The organism is Lentzea sp. NPDC051838 (genome assembly GCF_040681245.1).
Classification (GTDB): Bacteria; Actinomycetota; Actinomycetes; order Mycobacteriales; family Pseudonocardiaceae; genus Lentzea.
Map to the genome: position 1 here is coordinate 99,740 of NZ_JBFAYI010000014.1, position 13,630 is coordinate 113,369.

Genomic DNA, 13,630 nt, shown 5'->3' on the forward strand with positions numbered 1-13,630 from the left:
GTCACCGGAAGCGGCGTGGCGAGGATCGTGCTCGGCGCCGCAGGCGTGGGTCTGGGTGCGTGGGGCGCGTGGCTGCTCCTCCCCCAGATCACGATCAACCTGCTGCTCTGGCTCGGCGGTGGCGTAGTGCTGCACGACTTCCTGATCGCCCCGCTCGTCGGCATGTCCGGGTTCGTCGTCAAACGCGCGTCGATCGGCATCGGGCTGGTCGTCACCGGAGTCCTCGGGCTGCTCGCGGTTCCGTTGCTGTGGCGCGAACACAGCGGCGGCACCAACCCAGGCCTGCACGACCGCGACTACCCCACCGGAGTCGCGGTCGCGCTGGCCGTGGTCTGGGCCGCCGTGGCCCTATACGAGGTCGCGGCGCGCCTTCAGAAGCGTCGCCGCGCCCACGAAGACCACCACGTAGCCGACGAGGAACAGGGCGGCCGTGGTGCCGCTCAGGTCGTTCAGCACGCCGGGCGCACCGGATCCGCCGACAGCACCGGCGAGGTTGCCCGCGGAACCGCCGGGCAGGACCTTGGTCAGGTCCTCGATCGGCCCGAGCAGGGAACCGACGCCGCGCAACAGGTTCTCGGTGACGATCGCCCACATCAGCCCGAGGCCGACGGCCAGCGCGGGCCCCTTGGTGATCACGCCGAGGAACACGCCGAACCCCGTCCACATCGCGGCGATCAGCAGTGACGCGACCAGCGGCTTCCACACCTCGAAGCCAGGCAGGCTCCAGTCCCAGCCCTCCAGCGACGCCACCGTGATCGACGCACCGAGGTTCACCACGAACGTCAGCGCCACCAGGATCACCACGATGATCGCCAACGCGCCCAGCGTGCCCGCCATCGCGGACACCCGGCGCGGACCGGCGGTCAGCGTGGTCTTCCAGGTGCCCCAGCCGTAGCCGGAACCGACCGCCAGCGCCGCCAGCACCAGGATGATCGCGCCGCCGAACATCGGCAGGCCGCGCACGACGGCCGCGCCCACGTTCTCCGGCTGCATCGCGCTGATCAGCTGCTGCTGGGACGCGCCCCGCGTGTTGGTGCCGCCGTTGAGCGCCAGGTAGTTGAACACGTAGCCGAACGTCAGCGTCATCACCAGCCACACGCCGATCAGCACCCACGTCGCCGGCCACTTCCACAGGCGAAGCAGCTCCGCCTTGACGCTGCCCATCACGCGACTCCCGTCATCTCGAAGAACACCTCTTCCAAGGTCCGGCGCAGCGGCCGGACCTCCCGCACGTCCACGTCGGCGTGGACGAGCGTCCTGATCAGCGCGCCGGGGTCTGTTTCCCGGACGTGCAGCACGTCGCCGCGCAGTTCGCTGCCCTCGATCAGCACGTGCGCCTTCTCGATCGGGTCCGCTTTGATCAGCAGCACGGTGTCGCCGCGCAGCTGCTCGACCGTGCTCTCCGCGACCAACTTGCCCTGCGAGATCACGCCGACCCGGTCGCAGATCTCCTCGACCTCACCGAGCAGGTGGCTCGACAGCAGCACCGTCTGCCCCTGCGCGGCGAGTGCCCGCACCAGGTCGCGCATGTCCGCCATGCCCGCCGGGTCGAGCCCGTTGGTCGGCTCGTCCAGGATCAACAGCTCGGGCCGGCCGAGCAGCGCCGCCGCGACGCCGAGCCGTTGCTTCATGCCGAGCGAGTACCGGCGGAACTTCTCGTTGGCGGCGCTGACCAGGTCGACCTGCTCCAGCGCGGCCTCGACGTGCGTCTTGGTGACGCCACGCCGGTGGGCGTGCACGCGCAGGTTGTCGCGCCCGGACAGGTACGGGTAGAAACCGGGTCCCTCGATCAGCGACCCGACCTTCAGCAACGCCTTCGGGGTGCCCGGCGCCTCACCGAGCACCGTCGCGGTCCCGCTGGTCGGCTTCACGAGCCCCAGCAGCATGCGGATCGTGGTCGTCTTGCCCGCGCCGTTCGGACCGAGGAACCCGTAGACCTCGCCCCGCCGCACGGACAGACTGACCTCGTCCACCACGGCGCGGTCGCCGTAGCGCTTCGTCAGCTTCTCCGTCGTCACGATCATGGGTACTAGATTGGGCTCGGCGAGGCCGCGGGTCGTCCGCTCCGGAGCGTCATGAAGATACGCACATCTGCGTACGCCCCCGGTCGTATCGTCAGCGGCATGCGGATCAAATGGCAGGACATCGCGCTGACCGTGGCGCTGTTGTTCTTCGGCCTGGTGGGCACGCGGTTCGCCGCCCGCCTGCAGGGCGCTGTCACGCTCGACGTCCTCGCCTACCTGCTCATCGCGGTGGCGGCGGCGGGCCTGCTGTTCCGCTCGGTCCGTCCGCTGTGGACGTTCGGCGTGACCGTCCTGTCCATCGCCGTGTACCTGGCCCTGGGCTACCCGTTCGGGCCGATCCTGATCAGCGGCGTCGCGGCGATGTACGCGGTGGCCACGTACTCGTCCCTCGAACTGGCCGCCGGCTGCGCCCTGCTCTACGCGCTGGCGATCCTGCCGTGGTGGAACGACTCTGTGACGTCGTGGATCACCTGGTCCGCGGGCTGGATCCTGCTGCCCGCGGCTTTCGGCGTGCTGATGAAGCTGCGCCGGCGGTCCGCAGTGGACGCTCGCGAGCACGCCGTGGTGTCCGAACGGTTGCGGCTGGCCCAGGAAGTCCACGACGTCGTCGGCCACGGCCTCTCAGTGATCGCCATGCAGGCGGGCGTCGCGTTGTACGTGCTGGACAAGGATCCCGCGAAGGCCCGCGCCTCGCTGGAGGCGATCCGCGACACGTCTCGCGAGGCCCTGGACGGCCTCCGGTCCGAACTGGACACTCTGCGCGGCTCAGCCCCGTTGCGCCCCACGATTTCCCTGGCGGACATCCCGGCCCTGGCTTCGCGGATGCGCGAGGCGGGCCTGGTCGTGAGCGTCGAAGTCGATGACGTTCCCCTGCCCGACAACTACCAGCTGGCCGCCTACCGGATCGTGCAGGAGTCGCTGACCAACGTGCTGCGCCACTCCTCCCCCGGCGTCACCGCCTCGGTCCGCGTCTACAGCGTGCGCGGGTCTCTCGTAGTGGAAGTCGCCGACACCGGCACGCCGAGTGTTTTTGTCGAAGGCCACGGCATCACCGGCATGCGCTCACGGGCTTCGGCTCTGGGCGGCACGCTCGAAGTCTCCACATCGCACGGTTTCCAGGTGACCGCCCGGATACCGTTGCCCTCATGATTCGCGTGGTGGTGGCCGACGACCAGCCGCTCGTCCGGATGGGACTGCGGACCCTGATCGAGACCGAGGACGGCGTCCAGTTCGCGGGCGAGGCCGCCGACGGCCGCGAAGCCCTGTCGCTGATCCAGTCGATACGCCCCGACGTCGTCTTCCTCGACATCCGCATGCCTTTGATGGACGGCCTGGAGGTGTTGCGCCGAGTCTCGGCCGATCCTTCGTGCGCCGACGTCCGGATCGTCATGCTCACGACGTTCGACCTCGACGAGTACGTCTTCGAGGCACTGCGCACCGGCGCGTCCGGCTTCCTGGTGAAGGACTCCGACCCGACCGACCTGCTGCGCGCCGTCCACGTGGTCGCCGACGGCGGCTCCTTGTTGTCGCCCTCCGTCACCCGCCGCGTGATCGACCGGTTCGCGTCCGGCGCCTCGGCCAGGCCCGTGCCGCACCTGGACAAGCTGACCGAGCGCGAGCGGGAGATCATGCGGCACGTCGCGTCCGGCGCGTCGAACGACGAGATCGCGGCGGTGCTGGTGATCTCGCCCGCGACGGTGCGCACGCACGTGTCACGGGCGATGGTGAAGCTGGGCGCGCGAGATCGCGCCCAGCTCGTCGTGTTCGCCGTCCAGTCAGGCCTGACGTGACTCGAACGCGGCCTTGAGGCCCTCCGCGACCGACGCGGGAATCGAGTCGTAGGCGCGCGGCGGCTGCGGGTCGTACTCGATGCCGACCTGCACCGCCTGCGCCACCATCTCCCCGAACTCGGCCTCGACCAGCCGCAACGCCATGTCGATGCCCGCGGACACGCCCGCGCCGGTCACGACCTTGCCGTCGAACACGACCCTGTCCTCGGACACCTCCACACCGCGATCCGAAAGGTCCGAACGCGCGGCCCAGTGCGTGGTGGCCCGCGAGACCAGCCCGGCCTCGGCCAGCAGCGTCGACCCCGTGCACACCGACGTCGTCCACTTCGTCGTCGGGTGGATCTCCTGCAACCACTCGACGACGCCGCCGGAGTCCTTGAGCAGCTCCCGCCAGTGGCCTGAGCCGGGCACGACGACGATGTCGGTCGACTTCAGCGAGGCGAACGTGTCGGTCGGCGTCACGACGAGCCCGTTGTCCGAGCGGACCGGGTCCAAAGTCGCCGCCACGAACCGCGCGGAGACGACCGGCACGGAGCCGAGCACCTCGTACGGGCCTACGAAGTCGAGAGCGGTCATGTTCGGGTAGAGCACGAACGTCGCATCCATCAGGCAACCCCAGTGGTCCGGAAACGGGCGCGGTAGCTGCCCGGCGACACGCCGAGCACGCGCAGGAAGGCCCGCCGCAGGGTTTCGGCCGAGCCGAATCCCGACTGACGGGCTACGAGGTCGAGCGAGTCGCCGGTCGACGTCAGCCGGTCCGCGGCGGCTTCGACGCGGGCTCGTTCGACGTAGACAGCGGGCGAGACGCCCACGTTGCGCGAGAAGACGCGGGCGAAGTGCCGCACGCTCATCATCGCCTTGCGGGCCATCACCGGGACGGTCCACTCGCGGGTCGGGTCGGCGTGGATGTCGTCCAGCAACGCCCGCAACGAGGTGTCCGACACCGGCTTCGACCTGGTGTGCACGCTGAACTGCGACTGGCCGCCCGAACGCTGCAGGAAGACGACCAGGTACTGCGCGATCTTGCGGGCGAGCCCCGGTCCGTGGTCCTGCTCGACCATGGCCAGGGCCAGGTCGATGCCCGCGGTCACACCCGCGGACGTGGACACCTGCCCGTCGCACACGAAGATCGCGTCCGGTTCGACGGAGACACCGCGGTTCTCCAGCTCGCCGGTGAACGCCCAGTGCGTCGTCGCCCGCCGCCCCTCCAGCAACCCCGCCCCGGCCAGCACCACGGCCCCGGTGCAGACGCCCGCGACCCGCCGGGACTTCAAAGCAAGGCGGCGCAGGTTCGTGGTGAGCACCGCGTCCGCCGCGGCCTCGTCGTACCCCCAGCCGCCGACGACCAGCAGCGTGTCGATCTCGTGGTCGAGCGTGCGCAGGTCCGCTCCTGCCTCGATCCGCACCCCGGCCGTCGCGGTGAAGGGCCCGCCCCCGAGCGTGGCCACCGTGACCCGGTACCGGTCGCCCCCGTAGTTCGCTGCCTGGAACACCTCGATCGGTCCCGCCAGATCCAGCAGCGCCGTGCGGTCGTAACCGACCACGACTATTTCCCTCAGATTCCCCACACCTCCACTTTCCTCAGCACGGGTGGTGGCGGCAACGCCTTATCCCCCTCGCATTCGGCCACCACGAAAACGGTCATACGCCGATCGACGAACTGCCACACTCGGCCGGGTGAGAATCGCTGTCCAGATCGGACTTCCCGTGGTCGCCGGCGTGCTCTGCCTGATCAGTTCCGGATGGCTGCTGGCTCTCGCGTTCGGGCTGAAATGGGCGCCGGGGGTGGTGCTCTACGTCGCCCTGCTCACCGGGCTCTTCATCGCGATCGGGTGCTGGGTCGTCGACGGCGACTGGACGTGGCGGGTCTTCTGGGGGCTCGTGGTCTCGCTGGTCGGCTTCGCCGCCGCCACGCTGGTCTACGTGGCGACGAAGCACACGCAGTGGGGAATCCTGTTCTGCAGCCTGCCGTTCGGTGTGGTGGCGGCGCTGTTGTCCCGCAACGTCTGGGGGACGGCGATCGGCGTCGCCGGCGTCGTGGCGGGGTGGGTGCTGATCCCGGAGCAGATGCTCTACCGGTGCGTGCGCATGTGGTCCGAGATGCACTTCTGAGGCGCCGGTAAACTGGTGCGCGATGCGGAAAGTGCTGCCCCTCGCGGTGATCGGCCTGCTCGCGGTCCTGCTGATCGTGAGCGACCACCCGTTCCCGCCGCCCTCGGAACCCGATCGCGAGTCCAGAACCGCGGTCGTGGCGCTCGGCGACAGCACGATGTCCGGTGAGGGCGCGGGCAGTTACGAGCCCGGCACGAACGGCGAGGACGGCGGCAACTGGTGCCACCGGTCGACCCAGGCGTCGATCATGAAAGCGCAGATCCAGGCCGACCAGAAGTTCAACCTGGCGTGCTCGGGCGCGAACTCCGACAAGCTGCGCAACGACCAGCTGCCGCAGCTGCGCAAGATCGCCGGGGCGAACCGGATCACCGCGATCGTCGTCGCGATCGGGGCGAACGACGACCCGCACTTCGCCGAGGTGCTCAACAAGTGCTTCGAGGCGTGGGGCAAGCGCAGCGACTGCACGTCGGCGGTGGCGCCGGAGTGGTCGAAGCGCGTGCGCAGGATGATTCCCAAGGTCGAGAACACGCTCAACGCCATCCGCCAGACCATGCGCGACTCGGGCCACCCGGACTCGGGCTACCAGCTGGTCGTGCAGTCGTACGCGGCACCGGTGTCGCCGAAGATGCAACGCTCGCTGCAGAACCTGTCCGGCTGCCCGCTGCGGAGCTCCGACCTGGACTGGGTCGTCGAGGAGGCGGTGCCGGAGCTGTCGAACGGCCTGCGCACCGCCGCGGAGAAGGTCAACGCCCGGTTCCTGGACCTGTCCCGGGCCGGCGAGGGCCACGAGGCGTGCGTGAGCAAGCCGGGCAACGAGTGGTTCACCAGGCTGACGGTCGACTGGGACGGCCTCAAGGACAGCAAACGCGCACCGCACGCGTTGCAGGAGTCGTTCCACCCCAACGCACTCGGTCACGAGCAGATCGGCCGCTGCCTCACCGACTTCCTGGCGACGGACAAGCGCGACGGCGCGTGCCTGCCGAAGCTGGACGGCTCGCTGGGCCTCACGACCGAGGGCTGACCCAGCGCCGCACTTCCGCGAGAGACCAGCCGGGATCACCGTCACGGGCGAAGGAAGCCCACGCGGAAGCGATGTCGCCGCGGAACATCGACGGCACGTCCGCGCCGTGATGCGTCGGCGGTCCCGCGTAGACCGACCGGAACGCCCGCCCGTGCTCCTCCGCCAGCCGCACCGTCGGCTTCACGAACAGTTCGACGTCCTCGTCGGCGGTGTGGCACGCGAGCAGATCCACGTCGTACGGGCCTTCCAGCGGCGACCGCGGCAACGAAACACCGTCCACGATCGGCTGGTACAGCACGACATCCGGCTCAGCGGCCCGTTGCACCGCGACAGCTTCCGCAGGAGTGAAGAACCGACCGGCCAGACTGTGCACGATCGCCCGGTGGAACAAGCCACGAGCGGAAGGCATGACCATCAACGACGCCACGGTCTGTGCACCGGAAGACTGCCCGGCGACCGTGACGTTGCCCGGATCGCCGCCGTACCGGGCGATGTTCCGCTGGATCCACCTCAACGCGGACACGACGTCGAGCAGCCCTCGGTTGTGCGGAAACCCTTCCACCGCACCATATCCGTCGACCGCGAGCCGGTAGTTGCAACTCACGAACACCACACCGAGCGACGCCAGCACGTCACCCGCGTACTCGGGTTGCGAGGACGAGCCGACGGTGTTCGCCCCGCCGTGCACCCACAACACCACCGGGCCAAGGGAGTCCACAGTGGACCACACGTTGAGCGTGTGGGAGTCGCCGAACGCGCCCGCAGGCTCGCCGTCGCAGTCCACGGGTGGCTCGAAGCGCAGCGGACCCGACGCGGGCTCGGCGTACCGGATGCCGAGGTGCGGAGCGGCCGGTCCGGCGGGCCGGCCGCTCGATCGCGAGGTCAGGCTTCCACCGTCACCTGGTACGACGGCAGCACCCGCAGGTTCGCCGCCGCTCGTTCGAGCTGCGAGAGCACGCTGGGCCGCAAGGACGCGATCTCCTGGTCCGCCGCGGCGCCGGCCATCTCCTGCATCAGCACCTGCTGCGGGTGATCGCCCTCGGCGTCGGCGACCGCCAGCACGCGGAAAGCCGTGCCGGGCGGGAAGACCACGCGTTCCTCGGTGGCCACGGCGACGCGGTCCGCCACCTCGACCCTGCGGCCGGTGACCGACCAGATCAGGTACTCGGTGGCGCCCTCGACGCGCTGGGTCGGGTTCGCGATGGCGTCGAGCAGGCCGTGCTCCACCAGCACGTCGCCGCTGCGGTAGCGACGCGGGCCGGTCGGGCCGCTCTGCCCCCACACCGCCGCGACACCGCTGTGCAACGGCAGGCGGTTCAGACCCGACACGATGCACGCGACGTACGGACGCAGGCGGCCGAGACGACCCATGCGGAGCGTGTCGACGACCATTTCCTCGTCCTGCGACACGCACGCCAGCAACGCCGTCAGGTCCGTGACCATGGCCTCGAACGCCGTCGGGTCCTCCTCGGCGTCAGGACGCTGGGCCAGCAGGCGGCACACGGTGGCCGCGTGCACGCCGTAACGCTCGCCCAGAGCCCGGCGGACGGCGTCGCGCTCGATGTCCGAGCTGCTGTGGTCCGGCAGGATGGTCTCGCGCTCACCGTTGCTCTGAGCCGGGAGCTCCCAGGACGCCAGCGGCTGCGTCGGCAGCGGACCGTCCACGCGGAACCGGACAGCGGCCGCGTCCGGGTCGGCGGACGGGAACGCCGCCTCCTCCGCGTCGGCGACCATCTGCGACGACACCGTGACGGTCGCGGTCTCCGACGGCGGCAGCTGGACGTAGGCGGGCTCGGGCTCGGCCGGGATGTTCGCGGCGAACAAGCCGGTGCCGTTGCCCGGCGAGTCGCGGTTCGACAACGCCTGCGCGGCAGCGCTCAGCGCCGCCCCGATCGTCGGCGAACCGCTCCCGCTCGTCTGGAAGCCGGTGGTCTGGGTGCCGAACGTCGGCGCAGGCGCGGGGCTTTCCGCGATGGCATGGGCCGGCGCGGCAGGCGGAGCGGGCGGCGGTGGCGGCGGAGGTGCCGACACCTTGGAGTCGCAGAACACGACCCGCAGCAGCTTGCGCACCTCGGGCTCAAGGCGTTCCACGAGAGCAGCACCGTGCACCGCGACCGCACCGGGCGTGGTGCGCCCCGGCGTGCCCACGGTCAGACGCGCCCACTCCGGGTCGACGGGCTGAGAGCGCACATCGGCCGCGTTGTACGGCTCGTCCTGCTCACGCACCCACAGACCGGACGGCACGACCTCCAGCACGACCCCGTCGCCGAGGGAGAACACCCCGGACTCGACCTCGGTGAGACCGGCAACCGGCGCGCGATACCCGGACACAACAGGCACGGGCTCGTGCGGCGAACACATCACCTCGGTCACGAACGGCCGCCACGTCTGCTGCCCGCGCGGGTCGACCGCGATCACCGCGGGTCCGCCCGAACGCAGGTTGCCCACCGGCAGACCGGTGAACATCGCGATCGGCTCGCCCAGCTGATCCGCGACGAGCCGGCCGAGCGACGTGTCGATGCCGTACGGGACGAGCCGCACGCGAGACCGGGCCGCCTGGGGCAGCGCGGTCAGCAGCCGGCACACCTCGTCGGTCGGGATCGCCGACTGGCCAGGCCCGCCGACGACGACGGTCAGCACGTTGTCGCGGCACGGCAGCGCCACGATCGGCCGCGCGTCCTGCGCGGCCGGGTCGAACGGCGGCGTCTGCGCACGCAGCCACAGACCGGCAGGAATCGGCTCGGAGATGCCGATCTCGCCCGTCGGCCACGGCGAGTTCGGGTCCATCGCCTCCCACTGCGGCACCGGGAACCGGCGGCCGAACGGCATCGGCGACGCGTTCGGCTGGAACCGCACCCAGCTGCCGTAGCCCTGGGTTCCTACGACGAACGCGGCACCCGGCACGGTGGTCAGCACGCCGTCCGGCGCCACGACCTCGCTCTGCAGCTGCTCGGCGAGCCACTGCGCGGGCGCGGTGGGCCGCATGGTGCCCGCGTGCGACACGGCGAGCCGGATCGGCCCGCGGCCGCCGAGCGCGGTCACCACGTGCGGCCAGAAGGTGCTCTGGTCACCGGCGGGGAAGTCGACGACGACCACGGTCCTGCCGCGGTCGACCGGCAGCGTGCGCGCGAGCCCGGAAGCGGCCTGACTCGGCCCTTCCGGTGCGGACACCACGAGCGTCGCGCCGACGAAGTTCGCCGCGAACGGCGTTCGTTGCGGCAACGGCTCCGGCGGCGGCGCTGCCGCCACCGCTGCCGGGGGCTGCTCGACGGGGAACAGATCCGTGTTCGTCACAGGATTCGAGGCCTGTGAACTCCGGGTCTGTGTTTTTTGGTCGCCATGGGCGGCGGCACGTCGGCCCATCAAGCGCCTGATCACCTCCGTGCCATCCCGTTCACTCGCCCTTTCGGCTTAATCGGGCAACGGTCGTGCACGCTATCAAGGCGCGACGCACTCATGTCACCCAGTCGGGTTATTTGATCTCATCCGATCGAGACCCACACGGCGCGCGCTCGTCCGCACACTCCGTGAGGGCCGATGATGACTGACGCCGAGTAGGCCTTGCGTCCATCCCGGCCAAGTTCCCACGCGAGGAGCACGTGGTCCACGCCCAGTTCCACCGGCTGCTCCACTTGGGCGACGAAAGTGCCCAGCACGAACGCCGGACCGCCGTCGGGCGCCACGGGCTGTGCCGACGGGCAGTCCAGCGCGGCCCAGACGATCTCCGGCAGCACGCTCACGCCGTCGTTCGGCAGCAGGTCGGTCGGCCGCCACACGCCGGCCCACTCGGGACGCCCGTCCAGCGGCCCGAGCAGCGCCGCGATCCCGTCCTCCCGACCGGGACCACAACCGAAACACGTCGGGAACGGGTGCTTCCCCCGCCACGGCACCTTCGCGGCGGCCTCGCGCGCCTCGTCCAGCGTCGGAACAGCGGGAACGTCCAGATCGAGCGTGGCGGGCTCGGCGGACGCGATCAGCAGGTCACCGTCGAACAGGTCACCTCCGCGAACCTCCATCTCGCGGTCGAGCGGCACGGGCTTGCGCAAACGGACACTGACCGCCGCCGAGTCGACGTGCGCGGCGAGCAGACCGGCGGAATAGCCGCCGTTGCCCATCCCGGGCGGCCCGTTGAAGCGGCTCGCGACCTTCACGGTGTGCACAGCAGAGCTCACGACAGCGCCTCCGCGTAGACCCACTGACCGTTCTCCCGGACGAACCGGCTCCGCTCGTGCACGACGCCCCCGACGTAGTGCGCGCGGAACTCCACAACTCCTTCGCTCTGCAACAACCCGCCGTTTTCCGTTGCCAGAATTTCGAGCTTCAACCAGCGGTCGGTCGCGTCGATCCCGGCGCTCGCGGGGCGGTGTTTCGCTGCCCACGTGCGCAGCAGGTAGTCCTCATCGGACACGGCGAAAGCGCTGTAACGCGACCGCATCAGCTGCTCGGCGGTGGCCGCGGTGCGGGCCCCGGAGTGCAGCGCACCGCAACAGTCCACATAGGACTGGCCGGTACCGCAGGGGCACAGTTTGTTGTTCACGCCGACATTGTGCCTGGTGAACCCGTTAGAACCGATGGCACGCCCCGTACGTACACCTTGTCAAGACTGACTCGCGGGAGGCAGAGGAGACGTCAGGTGAGTGTCGAGAGCAGGACTGAGCTCGTACCGCTGCGCACGTGGTTCGGGTTGAGGTGGCGCGGCTACGACCGCGACGAGGTGGACGACTACGTCGCCGAGCTGGAGGCCGAGCTTCGCCTGGTCACCGCGGACAGGGACGCGTCAGAAGCGCGTGCCGACGCCCTGGCCAGCAGGTTGATGTCGGTTCAGGAGGAGAACGCGGGGTTGCAGGACGGCCTGCACCGCATCTGCCTGACCCCGATCGACCCGAAGGGCCTGCCGGAACGGCTCGCCCGCATGGTCGCGCTGGCCGAGGAAGAACGTCGTGACGTCATCAGGGACGCCCAGCTCAAGGCCCTGATGATCGTGGGCGAGGCCGAACAGCGCGCCCGCAAGCTCGACGAGGAGGCGGCGGCCAAGCGCGAGGAGATTCGCGAGGACTTCCGGCTCGCCATGTCGGCACGCCGAGCGGAAGCGATGCGAGCCCTCGCGGAATTGCGCAATGTCGCCATCGACGAGGCGGAGCGCATTATCGCAGAAGCGAAGGTGCATGGCGCAAGAATCGACTAGGGATATCCCCAGAACTTAATCTGGATCGTTTGGGACAGCCCCCGCCGCCCTTAGCACGAGGGAACCCATGCGATTCACTGCAGTCTTGTCGGCACTCCTGGCCTTCTTCTTCCTGGGGTTCGGCTCGGCGTCTGCCGCGCAGAACGGGAACATGACCTGGTACGACGACAGCGGTTATGGCGCCTGCGGCACGCAGATCAACGCGAAAACGCAGATGCTCGTGGCCGTGTCCAAGTCGTGGTTCACGAACTCGAACCCGAACAAGGACCCGATCTGCAAGAAGTCCGTCCGGGTCACGTACAAGGGAAAGACCATCACGGTGCCGGTGCGGGACATGTGCCCGTCGTGCGCACGCACCCACCTCGACCTCAGCAAGCCGGCGTTCGGCGCCCTGGCGAACCACGACCTGGGCAACGCGTCAGGCGTGACCTGGGATTTCGTCGGCTGAGCACCGAGTGCACGTCCACAGTGGACGTGAGGTTCGCTCGACACCCTCCGTCAAGCGGAGAAGAGATCGGCCTGAACAGGCCCGCGCTCACCGAGCCCGGCAGCACGGACCTCGGCATCCTCGACCCGGCCGCGTCGCAGGTCGTGTGAGCTCAAACCAACCGACGACCGGGCGGAGATACCCGAAGAATCTCCGCCCGGCCTTCAGCTATTCGATTATTCGATAGACGAAAGGCTTGCACTCCATAGGTGAGAAATGCTTCCATCCGCCTATGGAGATGGGGACCTTCACACCGCTCACCGCGTATCTCGTTGCCTGCCTGGGCTCTGCCCTCGGCCTCTTGTCCAGTGGCCGCGCACGGAATGCGACCGGACCGTCACGGAATTGGTGGATTTCCGTCGCCGCGGTCTCGATCGGCGGTCTGGGAATCTGGGGAATGCACTTCACCGCGATGCTCGGCACGTGGATGGGCGTGAGCGTCGCCTACGACATCCCGATCACCCTGCTCAGCATGGTGGTCGCCGTCGTGGTCGTCGGGATCGGCCTGGTCCTGGCGCTGCGCCACCACGGCAGCGACGAGGAACCACTCTGGCCGCTGGGCGCGGGAGGCCTGGTCACGGGCCTCGGCGTCGCCGCGATGCACTACACCGGCATGGCGGGCATCGTCACCAACGCCGACGTCAGCTACGACCCCGTCATCGTGGCGCTCTCCATCGCCATCGCCGTGGTCGCCGCGACCGCCGCCCTGTGGTTCACGCGGAAGGTGACCAGCCCGCTCGCCGTGCTCGGCGCTTCGCTGGTGATGGGCCTCGCGGTCACCGGCATGCACTACACCGGCATGCACGCCATGTCGGTCACGGTGAACCCGCGCGCACCGATGATCGCCGACAACTCGCAGGACCTGATCACGACGCTGATCATCGGCGGCGCCGGGTTCAGCGTGATCATCATCTTCCTGCTCGCGCTCACGTCGAACGACGAGGAAGGCCGCGAGGAGGCCGAGCTGCTCGACCGCGTCCTGCGCCGCACCGAACGCTGACCCGAAAGAAC

General features: G+C 69.5%; 16 protein-coding genes. 8 read left to right on the plus strand and 8 right to left on the minus strand.

Annotated features, from left to right (window positions below):
* Positions 1 to 348: 348 nt before the first annotated feature.
* Both AB0M24_RS27430 and AB0M24_RS27435 read right to left on the minus strand, forming a co-directional pair.
* Complete coding sequence (locus AB0M24_RS27430; protein WP_363773741.1) at positions 349 to 1,164, minus strand: hypothetical protein; 816 nt, start codon at positions 1,162 to 1,164, stop codon at positions 349 to 351.
* Complete coding sequence (locus AB0M24_RS27435) at positions 1,164 to 2,024, minus strand: ABC transporter ATP-binding protein (RefSeq protein ID WP_363773744.1); 861 nt, start codon at positions 2,022 to 2,024, stop codon at positions 1,164 to 1,166. The genes AB0M24_RS27430 and AB0M24_RS27435 overlap by 1 nt, the downstream gene beginning before the upstream one ends.
* Before the next feature lie 99 nt (positions 2,025 to 2,123).
* Between AB0M24_RS27435 and AB0M24_RS27440 the strand changes: the two genes are divergently transcribed.
* Both AB0M24_RS27440 and AB0M24_RS27445 read left to right on the plus strand, forming a co-directional pair.
* Entirely contained in the window at positions 2,124 to 3,173 is a 1,050-nt protein-coding gene (locus AB0M24_RS27440) for a histidine kinase (protein ID WP_363773747.1), read from the plus strand.
* A complete protein-coding gene (locus AB0M24_RS27445) occupies positions 3,170 to 3,814 on the plus strand; it encodes a response regulator transcription factor (protein ID WP_363773750.1) in 645 nt (214 codons plus the stop codon). Before AB0M24_RS27440 ends, AB0M24_RS27445 begins: the two co-directional genes overlap by 4 nt.
* On the opposite strand, the gene AB0M24_RS27450 is transcribed toward AB0M24_RS27445, so the two are convergent.
* Both AB0M24_RS27450 and AB0M24_RS27455 read right to left on the minus strand, forming a co-directional pair.
* Positions 3,800 to 4,420 (minus strand): DJ-1/PfpI family protein, encoded by a 621-nt coding sequence (locus AB0M24_RS27450; RefSeq protein ID WP_363773753.1) that lies wholly within the window; start codon positions 4,418 to 4,420, stop codon positions 3,800 to 3,802. The two genes, AB0M24_RS27445 and AB0M24_RS27450, sit on opposite strands and share 15 nt — an antisense overlap.
* Positions 4,420 to 5,382 carry a DJ-1/PfpI family protein gene (locus tag AB0M24_RS27455; protein WP_363773756.1) on the minus strand — a complete coding sequence of 321 codons (963 nt, stop codon included), beginning with the start codon at positions 5,380 to 5,382 and terminating at the stop codon, positions 4,420 to 4,422. Before AB0M24_RS27455 ends, AB0M24_RS27450 begins: the two co-directional genes overlap by 1 nt.
* 109 nt (positions 5,383 to 5,491) lie before the next feature.
* On the opposite strand from AB0M24_RS27455, the gene AB0M24_RS27460 reads away from it, so the two are divergent.
* A complete protein-coding gene (locus AB0M24_RS27460; RefSeq protein WP_363773759.1) occupies positions 5,492 to 5,926 on the plus strand; it encodes a hypothetical protein in 435 nt (144 codons plus the stop codon).
* Positions 5,927 to 5,948: 22 nt separating this feature from the next.
* Positions 5,949 to 6,947: a GDSL-type esterase/lipase family protein gene (locus AB0M24_RS27465; protein WP_363773762.1), complete on the plus strand. Its 999-nt coding sequence runs from the start codon at positions 5,949 to 5,951 to the stop codon at positions 6,945 to 6,947.
* Here AB0M24_RS27465 and AB0M24_RS27470 read toward each other — a convergent pair.
* The 4 genes from AB0M24_RS27470 to AB0M24_RS27485 all read right to left on the minus strand — a co-directional run bounded on the left by AB0M24_RS27470 (position 6,931) and on the right by AB0M24_RS27485 (position 11,484).
* Positions 6,931 to 7,731, minus strand: a complete 801-nt coding sequence (locus tag AB0M24_RS27470) for a carboxylesterase family protein (RefSeq protein WP_363773764.1) — start codon at positions 7,729 to 7,731, stop codon at positions 6,931 to 6,933. The two genes, AB0M24_RS27465 and AB0M24_RS27470, sit on opposite strands and share 17 nt — an antisense overlap.
* Positions 7,732 to 7,829: 98 nt before the next feature.
* Positions 7,830 to 10,241, minus strand: a complete 2,412-nt coding sequence (locus tag AB0M24_RS27475) for a hypothetical protein (RefSeq protein WP_363773767.1) — start codon at positions 10,239 to 10,241, stop codon at positions 7,830 to 7,832.
* A 188-nt stretch (positions 10,242 to 10,429) separates the two neighbouring features.
* Positions 10,430 to 11,119 carry a hypothetical protein gene (locus tag AB0M24_RS27480; RefSeq protein ID WP_363773770.1) on the minus strand — a complete coding sequence of 230 codons (690 nt, stop codon included), beginning with the start codon at positions 11,117 to 11,119 and terminating at the stop codon, positions 10,430 to 10,432.
* Positions 11,116 to 11,484 (minus strand): YchJ family metal-binding protein, encoded by a 369-nt coding sequence (locus AB0M24_RS27485; protein WP_363773773.1) that lies wholly within the window; start codon positions 11,482 to 11,484, stop codon positions 11,116 to 11,118. The genes AB0M24_RS27480 and AB0M24_RS27485 overlap by 4 nt, the downstream gene beginning before the upstream one ends.
* A gap of 96 nt (positions 11,485 to 11,580) precedes the next feature.
* On the opposite strand from AB0M24_RS27485, the gene AB0M24_RS27490 reads away from it, so the two are divergent.
* From AB0M24_RS27490 to AB0M24_RS27505, 4 genes are all read left to right on the plus strand, one after another.
* Positions 11,581 to 12,132 carry a DivIVA domain-containing protein gene (locus AB0M24_RS27490; RefSeq protein WP_363773776.1) on the plus strand — a complete coding sequence of 184 codons (552 nt, stop codon included), beginning with the start codon at positions 11,581 to 11,583 and terminating at the stop codon, positions 12,130 to 12,132.
* 67 nt (positions 12,133 to 12,199) lie between these two features.
* Positions 12,200 to 12,580, plus strand: a complete 381-nt coding sequence (locus AB0M24_RS27495; RefSeq protein WP_363773779.1) for a cysteine/serine endopeptidase inhibitor — start codon at positions 12,200 to 12,202, stop codon at positions 12,578 to 12,580.
* A 26-nt stretch (positions 12,581 to 12,606) separates the two neighbouring features.
* Positions 12,607 to 12,729 carry a hypothetical protein gene (locus AB0M24_RS27500; RefSeq protein WP_363773782.1) on the plus strand — a complete coding sequence of 41 codons (123 nt, stop codon included), beginning with the start codon at positions 12,607 to 12,609 and terminating at the stop codon, positions 12,727 to 12,729.
* A gap of 128 nt (positions 12,730 to 12,857) precedes the next feature.
* A complete protein-coding gene (locus AB0M24_RS27505) occupies positions 12,858 to 13,619 on the plus strand; it encodes an MHYT domain-containing protein (RefSeq protein ID WP_363774004.1) in 762 nt (253 codons plus the stop codon).
* The last annotated feature ends 11 nt before the right edge of the window (positions 13,620 to 13,630 follow it).